At 68.4% G+C, this 17,390-nt stretch carries 12 protein-coding genes; all 12 read right to left on the reverse strand.

The genetic code is table 11. The features are described 5' to 3' along the window. Positions 1–5: 5 nt before the first annotated feature. Positions 6–1,031, reverse strand: coding sequence for an ABC transporter permease (locus tag K7B10_RS15795; RefSeq protein WP_372481420.1), 1,026 nt, complete (start codon positions 1,029–1,031; stop codon positions 6–8). Then, entirely contained in the window at positions 1,024–1,947 is a 924-nt protein-coding gene (locus tag K7B10_RS15800; protein WP_229336650.1) for an ABC transporter permease, read from the reverse strand. The genes K7B10_RS15795 and K7B10_RS15800 overlap by 8 nt, the downstream gene beginning before the upstream one ends. Positions 1,948–1,977: 30 nt before the next feature. Beyond that, complete coding sequence (locus tag K7B10_RS15805) at positions 1,978–3,606, reverse strand: peptide ABC transporter substrate-binding protein (RefSeq protein WP_229336651.1); 1,629 nt, start codon at positions 3,604–3,606, stop codon at positions 1,978–1,980. Positions 3,607–3,713: 107 nt separating this feature from the next. Further along, the gene (locus K7B10_RS15810) at positions 3,714–4,679 is read right to left on the reverse strand and encodes a GNAT family N-acetyltransferase (RefSeq protein WP_229336652.1); all 966 of its coding nucleotides are present in this window, start codon (positions 4,677–4,679) and stop codon (positions 3,714–3,716) included. A gap of 66 nt (positions 4,680–4,745) precedes the next feature. Continuing rightward, positions 4,746–6,365, reverse strand: a complete 1,620-nt coding sequence (locus K7B10_RS15815) for a peptide ABC transporter substrate-binding protein (protein WP_229336653.1) — start codon at positions 6,363–6,365, stop codon at positions 4,746–4,748. 98 nt (positions 6,366–6,463) lie between these two features. Then, a complete protein-coding gene (locus K7B10_RS15820) occupies positions 6,464–7,516 on the reverse strand; it encodes an ABC transporter ATP-binding protein (protein ID WP_030868397.1) in 1,053 nt (350 codons plus the stop codon). Further along, positions 7,509–8,555: an ABC transporter ATP-binding protein gene (locus tag K7B10_RS15825; protein WP_267502033.1), complete on the reverse strand. Its 1,047-nt coding sequence runs from the start codon at positions 8,553–8,555 to the stop codon at positions 7,509–7,511. Before K7B10_RS15825 ends, K7B10_RS15820 begins: the two co-directional genes overlap by 8 nt. A 20-nt stretch (positions 8,556–8,575) precedes the next feature. Continuing rightward, complete coding sequence (locus tag K7B10_RS15830) at positions 8,576–9,523, reverse strand: ABC transporter permease (protein ID WP_229336655.1); 948 nt, start codon at positions 9,521–9,523, stop codon at positions 8,576–8,578. After that, a complete protein-coding gene (locus K7B10_RS15835; protein ID WP_229345105.1) occupies positions 9,516–10,448 on the reverse strand; it encodes an ABC transporter permease in 933 nt (310 codons plus the stop codon). The genes K7B10_RS15830 and K7B10_RS15835 overlap by 8 nt, the downstream gene beginning before the upstream one ends. Positions 10,449–10,622: 174 nt before the next feature. Continuing rightward, positions 10,623–12,260 carry a peptide ABC transporter substrate-binding protein gene (locus tag K7B10_RS15840; protein ID WP_229336656.1) on the reverse strand — a complete coding sequence of 546 codons (1,638 nt, stop codon included), beginning with the start codon at positions 12,258–12,260 and terminating at the stop codon, positions 10,623–10,625. Between the two features lie 429 nt (positions 12,261–12,689). Beyond that, positions 12,690–14,594, reverse strand: coding sequence for a translational GTPase TypA (typA, locus tag K7B10_RS15845; protein ID WP_229336657.1), 1,905 nt, complete (start codon positions 14,592–14,594; stop codon positions 12,690–12,692). A 317-nt stretch (positions 14,595–14,911) separates the two neighbouring features. Beyond that, a complete protein-coding gene (locus tag K7B10_RS15850; protein WP_229336658.1) occupies positions 14,912–17,212 on the reverse strand; it encodes an ABC transporter family substrate-binding protein in 2,301 nt (766 codons plus the stop codon). Between the last annotated feature and the right edge of the window lie 178 nt (positions 17,213–17,390).

Genomic DNA, 17,390 nt, shown 5'->3' on the forward strand with positions numbered 1-17,390 from the left:
ACTCCTCAGCGCAGTTTGGGGTCGAGGGCGTCGCGCACCGCGTCGCCGAGCATGATGAACGCGAGCACCGTCAGGCTCAGCGCGCCCGCCGGCCAGAGCAGCATGTGCGGGGCGTTGCGGATCTGCGGGGCCGCGTTGGAGATGTCGATGCCCCAGGAGACGGTGGGCGGGCGCAGGCCGACGCCGAGGAAGGACAGGGTGGCCTCCAGGGCGATGTACGTGCCGAGCGCGATGGTGGCGACGACGATGACGGGCGCGACGGCGTTGGGCGCGACGTGCCGCAGCAGCATCCGGCCGTTGCCCGCGCCGAGCGCCCGGGCGGCCTGGACGTAGTCGTTCTGTTTGGCGGTGATGACGGAGCCGCGGCCGATGCGGGCGATCTGCGGCCAGCCGAGCAGCACGATGAAGCCGACGACCGGCCAGACGGTGGTGCTGGTGACCACGGAGAGGAAGACCAGGCCGCCGAGGACGACGGGGATGCCGAAGAAGATGTCCGCGACCCGGGAGAGCAGCGAGTCGCCCCAGCCGCCGAAGAACCCGGCGAGCCCGCCGAGCACCGAGCCGAGCAGGGCGGCGCCGAGGGTGGCGCAGACGCCGACGGTGATGGAGGCGCGGGCTCCGTAGACGGTGCGGGTGTAGACGTCGCAGCCCTGGGTGTCGTAGCCGAAGGGGTGGCCGGGGGAGGAGCCCTGCTGGGACTTGGACAGGTCGCACTGGAGCGGATCGCCGCTCGCGATGAGCTGCGGCCAGATCGCGATGATCACCAGGAACAGGATCATCAGCGAGGAGATGATGAAGACGGGGTTCCGGCGCAGCTGGTGCCAGGCGTCGGACCACAGGGAGCGGGCCTTCTCCTGCGGGCCGGGCCCGGTGGGGGCGTCCCCCAAGGGCTTCTCGAGGCTCTCGGCCTCGTCGAGCGCCAGATCCATGGGCCCGCCCTGGCCGGTGGGCGCGATGGCCTCCCCCTTTCCGGGCTGGAGTGGGTCGTATGCGGGGGGTCGGCGGCCGGGCTCGGGCTCGGGCTCAGGCATAACGGATCCTCGGGTCCAGGACCGCGTAGAGCAGGTCGACGAGCAGGTTCGCCAGCAGGAAGACGATGACGAGGATGGTCACGAAGCCGACCACCGTCGGGGAGTTGTTGCGCAGGATGCCCTGGTAGAGCTGGTATCCGACGCCGTGGATGTTGAAGATCCGCTCGGTGACGATGGCGCCGCCCATCAGGGCGCCGATGTCGGTGCCGATGAAGGTGACGACGGGGATGAGCGAGTTGCGCAGCAGGTGGCGGGTGACGACCCGGCGGCGCGGCAGGCCCTTGGCGACGGCGGTGCGCACGTAGTCGGCCTTGACGTTCTCGGCGATGGAGGTGCGCGAGAGCCGGGTGACGTAGGCGAGGGAGACCAGCGCGAGCACGATGCCGGGCAGGATCAGCTCGTTGAAGGGGGCGTCGGGGGAGACGGTGGGCCGGACCCAGCCCCATTTGACGCCGAAGAGGTACTGGAGCAGGTAGCCCGTCACGAACGTCGGCACGGAGATGACGACGAGGGTGAGCACCAGCACGCTGGTGTCCACGGACTTGCCGCGGCGCAGGCCGCTGATCACGCCGAGGGTGATGCCGATGACGACCTCGAAGAAGATCGCGACGATGGTCAGGCGCAGGGTGACGGGGAAGGCCGAGGCCATCAGCTCGGTGACGGGCTGGCCGTTGAAGGCCGTGCCGAAGTCGCCCTGGAAGATCTGGCCCATGTAGTGGAGGTACTGCTCCCACAGCGGGCGGTCGAGGTAGAGGTCCTTGCGGATGCGCGCGGCGGTGGCGGGGTCGGGCGCCTTGTCCCCGAAGAGGGCGGCGACCGGGTCGCCGAGCGCGTACACCATGAAGAAGATCAGGAACGTGCTGCCGATGAACACCGGGATCATCTGGAGCAGCCGCCGGATCACATAACGTCCCATGGACTGCTCCAGGATCGATCCGACGGAGGGTCAGCTGACCTTGATCTCGTTGTAGACGGGGACGCTGAACTGGTTGAGCGCCACGTCCGAGAGGCGTTCCGCGTAGCCGGCGCTGCCGTTCTGGTACCAGAGCGGGATGGAGGGCATCTGCGCGACGAGGATCTTCTCGGCGTCCTGGAACTTCGCGATGGCCTTGGCCGCGTCGCTCTCCTGGTTGGCCTCGTCGACGAGCTTGTCGAAGTCCGCGTTGCTGAACTTGCCGTAGTTGGAGGAGGCGCCGGTGTAGTAGAGCGGCTGGAGGAAGTTCTGGATCAGCGGGTAGTCGGCCTGCCAGCCGGAGCGGAAGGGGCCGGTCAGCTTGAAGGCGCTCTGCTGGTTGCGGAAGTCCGCGAAGGTGCCGACCGGGTTGACCGTGCAGACCGGCCCCTCGCCGATCGCGTTGTTGATGCTGTTGCAGACGGCGTCCATCCACTCGCGGTGGGAGCCGGTGTCCACGTTGGACGTCAGGGTGACCTTGCCCCCGGGGAGCCCGCCGGCGTCCTGGATGAGCTTCTTGGCCGCGGCCGGATCGTACGTGCAGGCGTCGCCGCAGAGCGTGGCGCTGAAGCCCCCCTTCTCGCCGAGGGCCGGGGAGGTCCAGTCCTTGGCCGGGGTGCGGGTCTCGCGGAAGATCTGCTTGGTGATCTCGTCGCGGTTGATGGCCATGGAGATGCCGCGGCGGACGTTCTCCATGCCCTCCTTGCCCCACTGCGGGTCGTACAGCGGGAAGGTGAGGGTCTGGATGATGAGGGCCGGCTGGTTGATGTACCGGTCGCCGAGGTCGTTCTTGACGTTCTTCAGCTGCTGCGCGGGGACGTCGTCGACGAGGTCGAGGTTGCCGGAGATCAGGTCGGTGTAGGCGGTGTTGTTGTCGGTGTAGACCTTGAGGTCGACGCCGCTGTTCTGCGCCTTGTCCTCGCCCGGGTAGCCGTCCCAGGTGCGCAGCTTCATGCCGGTGCCCTTGGTGTACGAGTCCACCGCGTACGGGCCGTTGCCGATGGGCTTGTTCAGCCAGCCGGCATGGTCGGTGAAGAAGGCCTTGGGCAGGGGGGAGAAGGCCTGGTAGCCGAGGGTCTCGGGCCAGGTGGAGAACTTGTTCTTCAGGGCCACGGTGAAGGTCTTGGGGTCCTTGACGACCAGCCCTGACATGGTCTTGGACTTGGGCTCCCCCGAGGCGGGGTGGACGTCCGCGTAGCCGGCGATGTCGGAGAAGAACGGCGAGTTGTTCTGCTTGTTGCGCACGTCCGCGCCGTAGTTCCAGGCGTCCACGAACGACTGCGCGGTGACCGGCTCGTCGTTGCTGAACTTCCAGCCGTCCTTCAGCGTGATGGTGAAGTTCTGGCTGTCGGTCGTCTCGATCTTCTCGGCGAGCATGTTCTTGGCCTCGCCGGTCTTCGGGTCGTACCGCTTGAGGCCGCGGAAGATCATGTCGAGGACCTTGCCGCCCTGCACCTCGTTGGTGTTGGCCGGCTCCAGCGGGTTCTGCGGGTCACCCCAGGAGGAGCTGACGATCCCCGCGCCACCGCCGCCTCCGCCGCTGTCGCTACCGCCGCAGGCCGTCGCCGCGAGGGCGACGGCCACCGCACATGCGGCCCACTTGGCGTGGGTGGCTCCGCGCATGGAGTGCCTCCTATGGCTCCCAAGACTCACTTAGGGCCCAATGTCACCCTATGTGGGGGCCGGAACACTCCTCGTTGGACCGATTGCACCCTCGCGTCCCGCGCCTGTCACCCGCGCGAGTGCAAACTCAGCTCCCAGGTGTCCACCGCGTAGTGCAGGCGCATGCCGTGAGCCTCGTACAGCGCGAGCGCGCCGGTCTCGTTGCGGGTGTCCACGCCGAGGCCCGCGGTGTCCCGGCCGCGGGCCGCGTAGGCGGCGAAGCCGTGGCGCAGCAGGAAGCCGCCGATCCCGCGGCCGCGCAGGTCGGCGCGGACGCCGAGGTGGCTGAGCCAGGCCATGCTGGTGCGGTCGTCGCGGGTGAGCAGGACGCCCGCGTCGCCCACACCGGGCAGGCTCGCGATCCAGACCAGCGACCAGTCGAGGGTGCGGGCGTCGAGGTGGTCGAGCCATGCCTCGTAGGGGCGGTGCACGTGGCCGAAGTGGGCGGCGAAGGTCTCCTCCACCAGGGCATGGACCCGGCGGCGGTCGCCCTCGTCGGCGGCGCAGTCGCGCAGGAGGAGTCCGCCGGGAGGGGCGGGCGGCGGATCGGCGGCCCGGGACAGGGCTCGGGTCATCACCTGGTACCGGCGCACGGGGCGGTAGCCGCGGCCGGGCAGCACGTCGGCGTCGAGGACGGGCCTCACGTTGAGCCGGAGCCGCATGACGGCGTCCCCCGACCCGCCGGTGAGCTCGCGGGCCCGGATCTCCATCAGCTCCAGGAGCCGGACGGCGGCCTCGCGCCGGCCGGGCAGCACGTAGTGCTCGGAGTCGACCGTGCCGGGCCCGGAGTCGGCCCACACCTGCGCGTGGGCCACGAGCCGGCCCCCCTCGAAGGCGAGCCAGGAGTCCTTGGCCAGGTCGATGTCGGGGTGGTGGAGGTCGGCCTCGACGGCGGCCAGATCGCTCTCCGGTCTGCCGATCTCGATGACGTCGACGGCGTTGAGCAGGGCGCAGATGTCGGACGCGTCCCCGGGCCCGGCGGGCCGTACGGTCAGCGTGCGCCGACTGCGGCGGGCGTACGGTGTCGCGGTCACCCGACCACTGTCCGCCCGCCGCGGGCGCCGCCGCAACTCTCTTTCGGCGCGGCCCCCGGCCGGGTGTCAGTTGAGCTCGACGTGCGCCAGGTCGATGCGACCCTGCGCGTCGACCCCGACGTTCTTCACGGTCTTGGAGTAGGCCACGGCCGACATGTACGTGAAGACCGGGATGTACGGGAGGTCCCTGATGACGATGTCGTCGGCCTGCTGGTAGAGCTTCAGGCTCTCGGCCGGGTCGGTCGCCCGGTCGGCGGCGGCGAGGACGGCCTCGAACTCGTCGTTCCCGTAGCGCCCGAAGTTGGAGCCGTTGGCGATGGCCTCCTTCGAGAAGACCGGGCGCAGGTAGTTCTCCGCCGCCGGGTAGTCCATGGCCCAGCCCATGCGGAAGGCGCCCTTGAACTTCTGCGACTTCACGTCGTCGATCAGCGCGGCGGCGCTCTGGTAGGGCTTGGCGGTGGCCTCGACGCCGAGGTTCGCCTTCAGCTGCGCGGCGACGGCCTCGATCCACTCCTTGTGGCCGCCGTCCTCGTTGTAGCCGAGCTCCAGCTTGTTGCCCGGTATGCCGCCGGCCTGCTGGAACAGCGCCTTCGCCTTGCTCGGGTTGTACGTGCCGGCCTCGCCCAGGGCGCCCCTGCGGTAGCCGGGGACGATCGGGCTGATGAAGTCGTCGGCCGGCTTGCGGGTGCCCTGGAAGATCTTCTTGGAGATGGCCTCGCGGTCGATGGCCATCGAGATCGCCTTGCGGATCTCGACCTTGCCGAAGGCCTCGGGGTTGGCCTCCAGCGGGAGGCCGAGGTAGCCGACGGAGGCTTCCGGCTTGTAGATGTAGCGGTCGCCGAACTCCTCGGAGACGGTGGCGAGCGCGGAGACCGGCAGCTTGTCGGTGATCTGCAGGGCGTTCTTGTGCAGGTCGTTGTAAGCGGTGTCCAGGTCGTCGTAGATCTTGAAGGTCACGCCGTCGAGCTTGGCCCGCCCCTCGGCCGGGTACTTGTCGTACTTCTTGACCTTGATCTGCTTGTGGTGCTCCCACCTGCCGTCCATGCGGAACGGGCCGTTTCCGATCGGGGCTTCGCCGAAGCCCTTCGGGTCGGCCTCGAACGCCTTGGGCAGCGGGTAGAAGGCGTCGTATCCCAGCACGGTCCTGAACTGGGAGAACGGCGCCTTCAGGGTGACGGTGAAGGTCCGGTCGTCGATGACCCGCAGGCCCTTGAGCTCCTTGGCGGTGGGCGTCCTGCCCTTGCCCGGGGCCAGCTCCTCCGAGCCCTCGATCTTCGAGAAGAAGCCCATCGCCTCGGCGGTGTTCTCCTGGTTGGCGCCCCAGTTCCAGGCCCGGACGAAGGACCGCGCGTCGACCTTCTCGCCGTTGTGGAAGGTGAACCCGTCCTTGATCCTGATCGTCCAGGTCTTCGAGTCCGTGGTGTCGACGGACTCGGCGATCGCCAGCTTGGGTTCGTTGGTCTTGGTGTCGTACGTGACCAGGCCGGTGAACAGGGCGTGGAGGACTTCGGCGCCCTCGGTCTCGGCGGTCTCCTGCCCCACCAGCCCGTGCTGCGGTTCTCCGAGGACCACGGTGATGTGCCCGCCGGTCCGGCCGGCCTCCGTGTTCTCGTCGGCGCTGCACGCCGTGGCGGCCATCGCCACGACGACGGCACCGACGATCCACTGGGCGCTCGCTGTGCGCATGGGTGGTTGCCTCCTCGGGAGTCGCTTTCGATGGGGCGGGAAAAGCGGACGGGGCCCAGCCTGGATCGGCTGGGCCCCGTCCTGCCGTTCCGGCGGGATCAGACGGCCAGGACGGCCTTCTCCTCCGCGAAGTGGCACGCGGACTCGTGCGCGGCCAGGGTGTTCACGCCCTGGAAGCGCGTCGGGATCGCCAGCAGCGGCTCCTCCGTGGAGCAGCGTTCCTCGGCCTTCCAGCAGCGGGTGCGGAAGCGGCAGCCCGACGGCGGGTTGGCCGGGGAGGGGACGTCACCGGTGAGGATGATCCGCTCGCGGCCCTCGCGGGCCTCCGGGTCCGGGACGGGGACCGCCGACAGCAGCGCCTGGGTGTACGGGTGCGTCGGGTGGTCGTAGATCTGGGTGTCGGTGCCGATCTCGGCCAGCTTGCCCAGGTACATGACGCCCACGCGGTCCGAGATGTGCCGGACGATCGAGAGGTCGTGCGCGATGAAGATGTAGGAGAGGTTGAACTCCTGCTGCAGCTTCTCCATCAGGTTGATGACCTGCGCCTGCACCGACACGTCGAGCGCGGAGACCGGCTCGTCGCAGATGATGATCTCCGGGTTGAGCGCGAGGCCGCGGGCGATGCCGATGCGCTGGCGCTGACCGCCGGAGAACTGGTGCGGGTACCGGTTGATGTACTCCGGGTTGAGGCCCACGACGTCCAGGAGCTCCTGGACCTTGCGGCGCCGGTCGCCCTTGGGAGCCACCTCGGGGTGGATCTCGTAGGTCTCCCCGATGATGTCGCCGACCGTCATGCGCGGGTTCAGCGAGGTGTACGGGTCCTGGAACACCATCTGGATGTTGCGGCGGACGGCCTTCAGCGCGCGCCCGGACAGCTTGGTGATGTCCTGGCCCTTGTAGAAGACCTCGCCCGCGGTGGCCCGCTCCAGGTTCATCAGCAGCTTGGCGACGGTGGACTTGCCACAGCCGGACTCACCGACGATGCCCAGCGTCTCGCCCTGGTACAGGTCGAAGCTGATGCCGTCGACGGCCTTGACGGCGCCGACCTGCTTCTTGAAGAGGATGCCCTGGGTCAGCGGGAAGTGCTTGACCAGGTTGCGGACCTGGAGGATCGGCTCGCCCTGGGGGGCGGTCTTGGTGAGCTCAGCCATGGAGCTGCTCCTTCCAGAAGTGGCAGGCGCTGGCGCGGCCGGGCAGCTCGGAGCCGTCCTGCTCGCTGACCACCTGGAGCAGGGGCACGTCGGTACGGCAGATGTCCTGCGCAACGGTGCAGCGCGGGTTGAACGAGCAGCCGGTCGGCAGCCGCAGGAGGTTGGGCGGCAGGCCCTTGATCGCGAAGAGGTCCTGGCCCTTCTGGTCCAGGCGCGGGATCGAGTCCAGCAGACCGCGGGTGTACGGGTGCGCCGGGCGCTTGTAGATCTCGTGCACCGGGGCCGTCTCGACGATCCGGCCGGCGTACATGACCGCGATCTTGTCCGCCACGTCGGCGACGACGCCGAGGTCGTGGGTGATCAGGATCAGGCCCATGTTGAGCTCGCGCTGGAGCTCCGCGAGCAGGTCCATGACCTGGGCCTGGACGGTCACGTCGAGGGCCGTGGTCGGCTCGTCGGCGATGATCAGGTCCGGCTCCAGCGCGATCGCCATGGCGATCATGATGCGCTGGCGCATACCGCCGGAGAAGTGGTGCGGGTAGTCGTCCACACGCTCCTTCGCCGCCGGGATCTTGACCTTGTCCATCAGCTCGATGGCCTTGAGGCGGGCTTCCTTCTTCGACAGGCCCTGGTGGACGCGGAACATCTCGCCCAGCTGGTAGCCGACGGTGAGCACCGGGTTCAGGGAGGACAGGGCGTCCTGGAAGATCATGGCGATCTTCCGGCCGCGCAGCTTGCGCCGCTCCTCGAAGCTCATCTTGAGCATGTCCTGGCCGCGGAAGAGGATCTCGCCCTGCGGGATCCTGCCGGGGGGCATGTCGAGGATGCCCATGATGGCCTGCGCCGTCACGGACTTGCCCGAGCCGGACTCGCCGAGGACGGCGAGGGTCTCGCCGGCGCTCACGCTGTAGTTGACGCCGTTGACGGCCTTGGCCACGCCGTCGCGGGTGTGGAACTCGACGTGCAGGTCGCGCACTTCGAGGAGCGGGGTCTGCGGGTTCCCGTCACGCGGGGAGGGAACGGTGCTGGTGTTGTCCATGGTGATCACGTACGCCCTCCTCAGCGCAGCTTGGGGTCGAGGGCGTTGCGGACCGCTTCGCCGAGCATGATGAAGGCGAGCACGGTCACGCTGAGCATCAGCGAGGGGTAGAGCAGGATGTGCTCGGCCACGCGGATCTGAGCGGCACCGGCCGAGATGTCCACACCCCACGAGATGGTCGGGGACGCGAGGCCCAGACCCAGGTAGGACAGGGTCGCCTCGGCTCCGACGTAGCCGCCCAGCGCGATCGTGGAGACCACGATCACGGGCGCCATGGCGTTCGGCAGGACGTGCCGGAACAGGATCCGGGTGGTGCCGGCGCCCAGCGCCTTCGCGGCGTGCACGTAGTCGGCCTGCTTCACGGTGATCACCGAACCGCGCATGACGCGGGTGATCTGCGTCCAGCCCAGGAAGGCCAGGGCGAAGACGACCGTCCACACCGTGCGCTTGGTGAAGGCCTGGAGGACGACCATCGAGCCGAGCAGGAACGGGATGCCGAAGAAGATGTCGGTGATGCGGGAGATGATCGCGTCCGTGATGCCACCGAAGTAGCCGGAGATCATGCCCGTGATCGAGCCGATGATCGTCACGATCAGCGTCACCGCGACGGCCACGATGATCGAGGCACGGGTGCCGTAGATCAGGCGGGCGTACACGCTGCGGCCCTGGCCGTCGTAACCGAACCAGTCGGGCGAGCCTATGCTGCCCAGCTCCGGCTTGGTCAGGAAGTGGTGCACCAGGTCGCCCTTGGTGGGGTCGGCACTGGTGAACAGGCCCGGGAAGGCGGCGATCAGCAGGAGTACGAAGATCAGCACCGACGACACGAGGAAGTACGGGTTGCGACGCAGGTCGGCCCAGGCGTCGCCCCACAGACTGCGGGGCTTCTCGTGGGTGACGGGTGCGATCGCGTCGACGGGGGCGACAGCGCCCTCGGTCGACAGGGCTTCGGTCTTGGTCATGTCAGGCATACCGGATCCTCGGGTCCAGGACCGCGTAGAGGAGGTCGACGAGAAGGCTGGCGACGAGGTAGACCACGACGAGGACGGTGACGACACCGACGACGGTCAGGCCTTCGCGGCGGATGATCGAGTCGTAGATCAGACCACCGACGCCCTTGACGTTGAAGATGCCCTCGGTGACGACGGCGCCGCCCATGAGGGCGCCGATGTCGGTACCCAGGAAGGTCACGACGGGGATCATCGAGTTGCGCATCAGGTGCACACCGATGACGCGGCGCTTCGGGAGACCCTTGGCGACGGCGGTGCGCACGTAGTCGGCGCGCAGGTTCTCGGCCATCGAGGTGCGGGTCAGACGGGCCACGTAGGCGAGGGACAGCGAGCCGAGCACGATGGCCGGCGTCAGCAGTTCGCCCCAGGTCTCGTTGTTGCTGACGTTGGGTTCGATCCAGCCGAGCTGGAAGGCGAACACCGTCTTGATGATGAAGCCGAGCACGAAGACCGGCATCGAGATGATCAGCAGCGTGAGGATCAGCACCAGGTTGTCCGCCAGCTTGCCGGCCTTGAGGCCGGCGACGATGCCGAGGCCGAGGCCCACGACCATCTCGATGGCGAAGGCCAGCAGGGCCAGGCGGAGCGTGACCGGGAAGGCGCTGCCGAGGACGTCCGTGATCTCACGTCCGCTTCGGATCTGCTTGCCGAAGTCGAAGTGGAACAGGATGTCCGAGATGTAGTTCCAGTACTGCTGCATGATCGGCAGGTCCAGCCCGTGCTCGTGCCGGAGTGCGGCCAGCGTGGCGGGGTCTGTGCCCTTGTCACCGAAGAGTCCGGCCACGGGGTCGCCGGGCAGGCTGTAAACCATCAAGAAGATGAGCAGGGTCGTCCCGAAGAAGACCGGGATCATCTGGAGCAGTCGTCGTGCGACATAGCGCCCCATCATGCCTCCGTAGAAGATGCGGCAGAGGCAGCCGGACGGGCCCTTTCGCCACGCACGCACGTGACGGGATCGTCACTGCGTCGCGAAAGGGCCCCCCGGGCTCTGCATTTAGGCCCGGATGCGGGCCGGCTCCCCGCCGGCCCACATCCGTCGAGCGGAATTACGCTGTGGGACTTACTTCTTGACCTCGACGCCTTCGAGGATCGGGTCGCCGTCCTGGGCGTACTTCACGTTCTGGACCTTCTCCGAGAAGCCCGCGTTGACCTTGTAGTACCAGAGCGGGATCGACGGCATGTAGTTGACCAGGTCCTTCTCCACGGCCTGGTACGCCTTCACCGACTCGTCGAGCGACGCGGCCGTGTCGGCAGCGGCGATCTTGGCGTCCAGGTCGGGGTTCGAGAACCCACCCTGGTTGCCGCCCGCGCCCGTGCGGAACAGGTCGCTGATGAAGTTGGCGTTCACCGGGTAGTCGAGGACCCAGCCGGAGCGGTAGATCGACTTGACCTGCTTGGACTTACGGGCCTGGAGGTCGGCCTGGAAGTCCGGCTTGGCGTCACCGGTGCACTTGACGCCGGTGGCCTGGGTGATGCTGTTGCAGACAGCGTCGACCCATTCCTTGTGACCGCCGTCCGAGTTGAACTGGATGGAGATCTCGTTGTTCGGAACGCCACCACCGGCGGTGATGAGCTCCTTGGCCTTGGCCGGGTTGAACTTGGTGACGTCACCGGTGGCGTTCGGCGTGTAGCCGAGGACGCCCTTGGCGACCCAGCCCGTGGCCGGCTCGCGGGTGCCCTGGAGCACCGTCTTGGTGATGGTGTCACGGTCGATCGCCATCGACAGGCCCTGGATGACCTTCGGGTCGACCGGCTTCGGGGTCTTCCACTGGTCGGCGTAGAAGGCGATGGCCAGGGTCTGGATCGCGGAGTACGCCTGGTCCACGGCGCGGTCGCCGAGGTCGTTGCGGTAGACCGGGAGGTCCTTCGGGCCGATCTGACGCAGGACGTCGACGTTGCCCGACTTCAGGTCCTCGTAGGCGGTCTCGAGGGTGGAGTAGTTCTTGAGAATCACACCACCGTTCTTCGCCTTGTTCTCGCCCTTGTAGTCGTCGAAGCGCGTGAGCTCGATCTGCTTCTTGTGCTCCCACGACTTGAACTTGTACGGACCGTTGCCGACCGGCTTCTCACCGGCGGCCTTCGGGTCCTTGTAGAAGGACTCGGGCAGCGGGGAGAAGACCTCGTAGCCGAGCTTGTACGCGAAGTACGGAACGGCGTTGGCGAGCTCGATGGTGAAGGTGTTCTCGTCGACGACCTTCAGACCCTCCAGCGCCTCGGCGGTGGGCTTGGCGCCCTCGGCCTCGGGGTGGAGCGCCTCGTAGCCCTTGATGTCCGCGAACCAGGACGCGTTGCCCTGCTTGTTGTTGATGTTCGCGGCCCAGTTCCAGGCCTTGACGTAGGACTCGGCGGTCACCTTGGTGCCGTCGTGGAAGGTCCAGCCCGGCTTGAGCTTGACGGTCCAGAGCTTGCTGTCCTTGGAGTCCACCGATTCGGCGTTCACCATGACGAGCTTGCCGTCGGCGTCGTAGTCGACGAGCTGCGAGAACAGCCCGGACATGACGATCGAGCCGTTCGACTCCATCGTGTCGGCCGGCTGGAGGAGCTTCTCGGGCTCGCCCACCTCGACGGAGTAGATGCCGTTCGGGTCAACCTCACCCTTGCCGGCGGCGTCGCCCTTGTCGTTGCCACCGCAGGCGGTCGCAGCCAGGGCGACGACAATCGCGCCCGCTACCCACTTGGCGCTCTTGGCACCGCGCATGGGTTTCCTCCTCATGAGTCCACTGTTTGATGTGCGGGACACATGAACGTTTCGCCGACACCCCTGACGGCGAGTTGAACAGTGCCCCGAGTGTGCTCGTGAGTCGACGCTCCCCACAGCGTGTGACCCATTGACCCGAGCTCAATGGAGCCATCCTCAGGGACGACCTGACCGTAAACCACACTTAACTGGTCTCGTTTTCACAACATCACCGCATGGCGAAAACCCGAAATCCGGACAAACAGATAGGAGACAGACACGTGCGAAACGGACTGTTAGTTCATCTTCCGGAGTGTCACGGTCGGTATACGGACACCGTGGACACTGGAACGCAATAATCCGGTTGACAAACGGCAGCAACCCCTCCCCCACGAAACCGTGGTGAAGGGGTTGCGGACGGAACGTCGGCCCGTCCGGGCCGACTTGCCGTTACTTCGCGGACTTGGCGCGCGACGCGGTGCGCGAGCGCTCCTTCTGGTCCAGGACGACCTTGCGGATGCGGACGGCCTCCGGGGTCACCTCGACGCACTCGTCGTCGCGGCAGAACTCCAGGGACTGCTCCAGGGAGAGCTTGCGCGGCGGGATCACGTTCTCCGTGTTGTCCGCCGAAGCCGCACGCATGTTGGTGAGCTTCTTCTCCTTGGTGATGTTCACGTCCATGTCGTCGGAGCGCGAGTTCTCGCCGACGATCATGCCCTCGTACACCTCGGTGCCGGGGTCGGTGAACAGGACGCCGCGCTCCTGCAGGTTGATCATCGCGAACGGCGTGACCGAACCGGCGCGGTCGGCGACCAGGGAGCCGTTGTTACGGGTGACCAGCTGGCCGAACCACGGCTCGTGGCCCTCGTGGATCGAGTGGGCGATGCCCGTACCGCGGGTGTTGGTCAGGAACTCCGTACGGAAGCCGATGAGGCCGCGCGACGGGACGACGAACTCCATGCGGACCCAGCCGGAGCCGTGGTTCGACATGTTGTCCATGCGGCCCTTGCGGACGCCCATGAGCTGCGTGACCGCGCCCATGTGCTCCTCGGGCACGTCGATCGTCATGCGCTCGACCGGCTCGTGCGTCTTGCCGTCGATCTCCTGGGTGACGACCTGCGGCTTGCCGATGGTCAGCTCGAAGCCCTCGCGGCGCATCTGCTCGACCAGGATGGCGAGCGCGAGCTCACCGCGGCCCTGGACCTCCCAGGCGTCGGGGCGCTCGGTGTCGAGGACGCGGAGCGAGACGTTGCCGATGAGCTCGCGGTCCAGGCGGTCCTTGACCTGGCGGGCGGTGACCTTGCGGTCCTTGACCGCGGACTTGGCGTCCGCGCCCTTGCCGCTGCCGCCGCGGCCGACCATCGGGGAGGTGTTCGTGCCGATGGTCATGGAGATCGCCGGCTCGTCGACCGAGATCAGCGGGAGCGCGATCGGGTTCTCCGGGTCGGCCAGCGTCTCGCCGATCATGATGTCGGGGATACCGGCGACCGCGCAGATGTCACCCGGGCCCGCCACCTCGGCCGGCTTGCGGGTGAGCGCCTCGGTCATCATCAGCTCGGTGATGCGGACGTTCGACTGGGTGCCGTCACGCTTGATCCAGGTGACGGTCTGGCCCTTGCGCAGCTCGCCCTGCTCGACGCGGAGCAGCGCGATGCGGCCGAGGAAGTTGTCGGCGTCCAGGTTGGTGACGTGGGCCTGGAGGGGGGCCTCGTCGTCGTACACCGGGGCGGGGACGTGCTCCAGGATGGTGGAGAAGAACGGCTCCAGGCTGTCGCTGTCCGCGGGGACGGTGCCGTCCTCCGGCTTGGTCAGCGAGGCCACGCCGTCACGGCCGCAGGCGTAGACGATCGGGAACTCGATCTGGTCCTCGTCCGCGTCCAGGTCCAGGAAGAGGTCGTACGTCTCGTTGACGACGTCGTCGATCCGGGAGTCCGGGCGGTCGGTCTTGTTGATGCAGAGGATGACCGGCATCTTCGCCTGCAGGGCCTTGCGCAGGACGAAGCGGGTCTGGGGCAGCGGACCCTCGGAGGCGTCCACCAGCAGGACGACGGCGTCCACCATCGACAGACCGCGCTCGACCTCACCACCGAAGTCGGCGTGGCCGGGGGTGTCGATGATGTTGATCGTGATCGGGGCCCCGCCGTCCTTGGGGTGATACTTCACCGCCGTGTTCTTGGCGAGGATCGTGATGCCCTTCTCACGCTCCAGGTCGTTCGAGTCCATCATGCGGTCGTCGAGGTGCTGGTGGGCGGCGAAGGCACCGGCCTGCTTGAGCATGGCATCGACGATGGTCGTCTTGCCATGGTCGACGTGGGCGACGATGGCGACGTTACGGATGTCGTGGCGCGTGGGCACTTCGGCGCTTCTCCCGGGATCGTGGATGGCGGCGCGTACGGTCCGGCACGCGCGCCTCGACCGGGCGGAAAACCTGCCACGGCCTTACCCCATCGTACGTCGCGTGGCGGGAACCGCCCGCCGGGGGGTCTGTCAAGAGGCCGGAAGGCTGAGCGGGGCCGGGTACGGGGTGGGGGGTTCCCGGCCGAGGATGGTGCGGGTATTGCCGCGGGTCAACGGGTATGGAACGACCTTGCCCGCCGGAGTTCCGGCGGGCAAGCGACTTGAGTCACATCTGAGCTTGGGAGCCGAAGCTCAACCTGTCCGGCCCCGTTTTGTCACTTCTTCTTCTTCGGTTCTTCCTTCGCGGCCGGCGGCTTCTTCCAGCCGATGTCCTGGAAGCGGGGGGTGCCGAGGCCGAAGGCGCCGGCGTTGACCAGGTTCGGCTTGACGGCCACCAGCTCGGGGCGCTGGTAGAGCGGGATGGACCCGGCCGCGGCCCAGATCCGGGCGTCAGCCTTGCGCATCAGCTCGCGCGAGGCCTCTTCGTCGAGCTCGCCGAGCGCCTGGTCGAAGAGCTGGTCGATGTGGTCGGTGCCGACGCGGGTGTAGTTCTGTTCGACGAGGAGCGAGCCGTCGGCGGCCGGCTCCGGCTTGGCGAAGATGGGGCGGGCGTCGGTGGCCGGGTAGGCCGTCGCGGGCCAGGAGTAGAGCGCCAGGTCGTACTGGCCCGAGGCCACGTGGTCCTTGAAGAAGCTCTCGTCGGCGACCTTGGTCACCTCGGTGCCGACGCCGACCTTCTTGAGCATCTGGGCGATCCGCTCGCCGACCGTGCGCAGGGCCTCCGAGCCGGGGCCGGCCGGGAGGACGAAGCGCAGGTTGAGGGCCTTGCCGTCCTTCGCGAGCATGTTCCCGGAGGTACGGGTCTGCTTGGCCGGGGCCGGCGCCGGGGAGGCGCTGGCGGCCTTGCCGGGACCGGGCGCCTCGCCGTCGCGGGCGGGGCCGCGCTTGGCATCGTCCCGGGTGTCCCGTTCGGCGGCCTCGTCCTCCTGGCCGGACGGGTCGATCCGCTCGCCCCGCTCGCCCTGAGGAGACGTTTCCGCGTCCGTCCTGATCGCGGACTTCACCACCGGGAGCCCCCGGTCCAGGCGGTCCCCGTTGCTCCCGTCGGTCTCGCCCACGATGTACAGGCCGTCGTTGCCGGTGCCCGGGCCCGAGGGGGTCTTCGAGTCGTCCTGGCCCTCCTCCGATTCCGGGCCGGCCTTGGCGCCGGACGGCTCGGTGATCTTGCCTCCCCGGCGCCAGCCCGCGTCCGCGAGCAGGGCCTGGGACGCCTGGAGGTCCTTGCCGCCGAGCGCGTCGCTGTTGTCGGCGTACGCCCGCTGCCCGGCCAGTGCCACGTGGCTGCCGACCGGCTTCGCCGGCAGGCCCAGGGGCTTCAGTACGATCTCGGCCAATTCCTTGCGGTCCAGGGCCCGGGCCACCGCCCGCCGGACCCGCTCGTCCGCCAGCGGGCCGGAGGCCCCGTTCATGGCGAGCTGCGTGTAGGCCGGCTCCAGGGACTTGCGGACCGTGAAGGTCCGCAGGGCCGACTGCTCGTCCGCGTACTTCTTGGCCGCCTCGGCGTTCTGCGCCCGGGTCTCGCGCTCCGTCGCCGCCTTGCCCTCGTCGGAGCCGTACGCGTGCGCCCACGAGAGCGTGGCCTGCGCCGGGGTCATCGCCGCGTCGGGGCCGTGCGCCGGGGCCCCGCCCGTGCCCGGGCCGTGCTCCGCGTCCCGGTGGGCCAGCGCGATCCGGTCGGCGCCCGCACGGTCGATCTCCGCCAGGTCCACCTTGCCGGCGGCCAGCGCCGCCGGGCGCTCGGCCCGCGGCACGGCGGTCAGCACCAGCGAGTCCAGCTTGGCCGGCCGGCCCCACCATCGGGCGTTGCGGGTCAGCGCGGCGGTGCCGGCCTTCTTGTCCATGGCCCCGAGGTTGAACGGCCCGGCGGTGACCTTGATGGTGCCGCGGGCGCCCTCGTTGAAGGCGTCCGGGGTGCCGGTGACCTGCTTGGGGTAGAGCGGGGAGAAGAGGGAGCGCCAGTCGGTGTACGGCTTGGCGAAGGTGACCTTGACCTCCAGGTCGGTCTTGCCGCGCTCGATCTTCTCGATCCGGTCGTACCCGGCGTTGCGGGCCGTCCAGTACGCCGAGTCCTTGCCGTTCAGGGCCCGCCACTGCGCCACGAAGTCGGCGGCGCCGATCTCGCGGCCGTCGCTCCACACCGCCTGCTGGTTCAGCTTGTACAGGACGACCTGCTTGGGCTCCCGCTCGACGACCTCGGCCTTCTCCAGGTAGTCCGGGTTGGCGACCGGCCGGCCCTTCCCGTCCAGGACGAACAGCTGCGGCAGCACCGCCCCGGCGATCCGGTTGGTGGTGGCGTCCGCGTCGGCCTGGAAGGTGTTCAGCGTGTCGGGGAGGGAGTCCACGGCCCAGCGCAGCACTCCGCCGTCGGCGACCTTGTCGCGGGCCGTCGACGCGATGTCCTGTCCGGCGGCCACCGGGCCGCCCTCGTCGTCACCAGAGCCGCAGCCCGCGAGCAGCGGCAGTGCGAGGACTCCCGAGGTCAGCAGCGCCAAAGACCTGCGCCTTCTCTGGGACATGGGTGGTACCTCCGGGGCGGGGCGCGAAAGGGGCAGCTTGATCACGTTTGGCGGTATATGGAGCTGATCACACTGGGTGCCGCAACACACTGAAATCCACCGCTCGCCGCACCTCCCGCAGCCGGCCCTCGCCACGCCGCGAACCCCACCCGTGCGGACCAATCCGGCTTGCGCCGCG

This window comes from Streptomyces flavotricini (genome assembly GCF_020639365.1).
In the GTDB taxonomy this organism is placed as follows: domain Bacteria; phylum Actinomycetota; class Actinomycetes; order Streptomycetales; family Streptomycetaceae; genus Streptomyces; species Streptomyces flavotricini.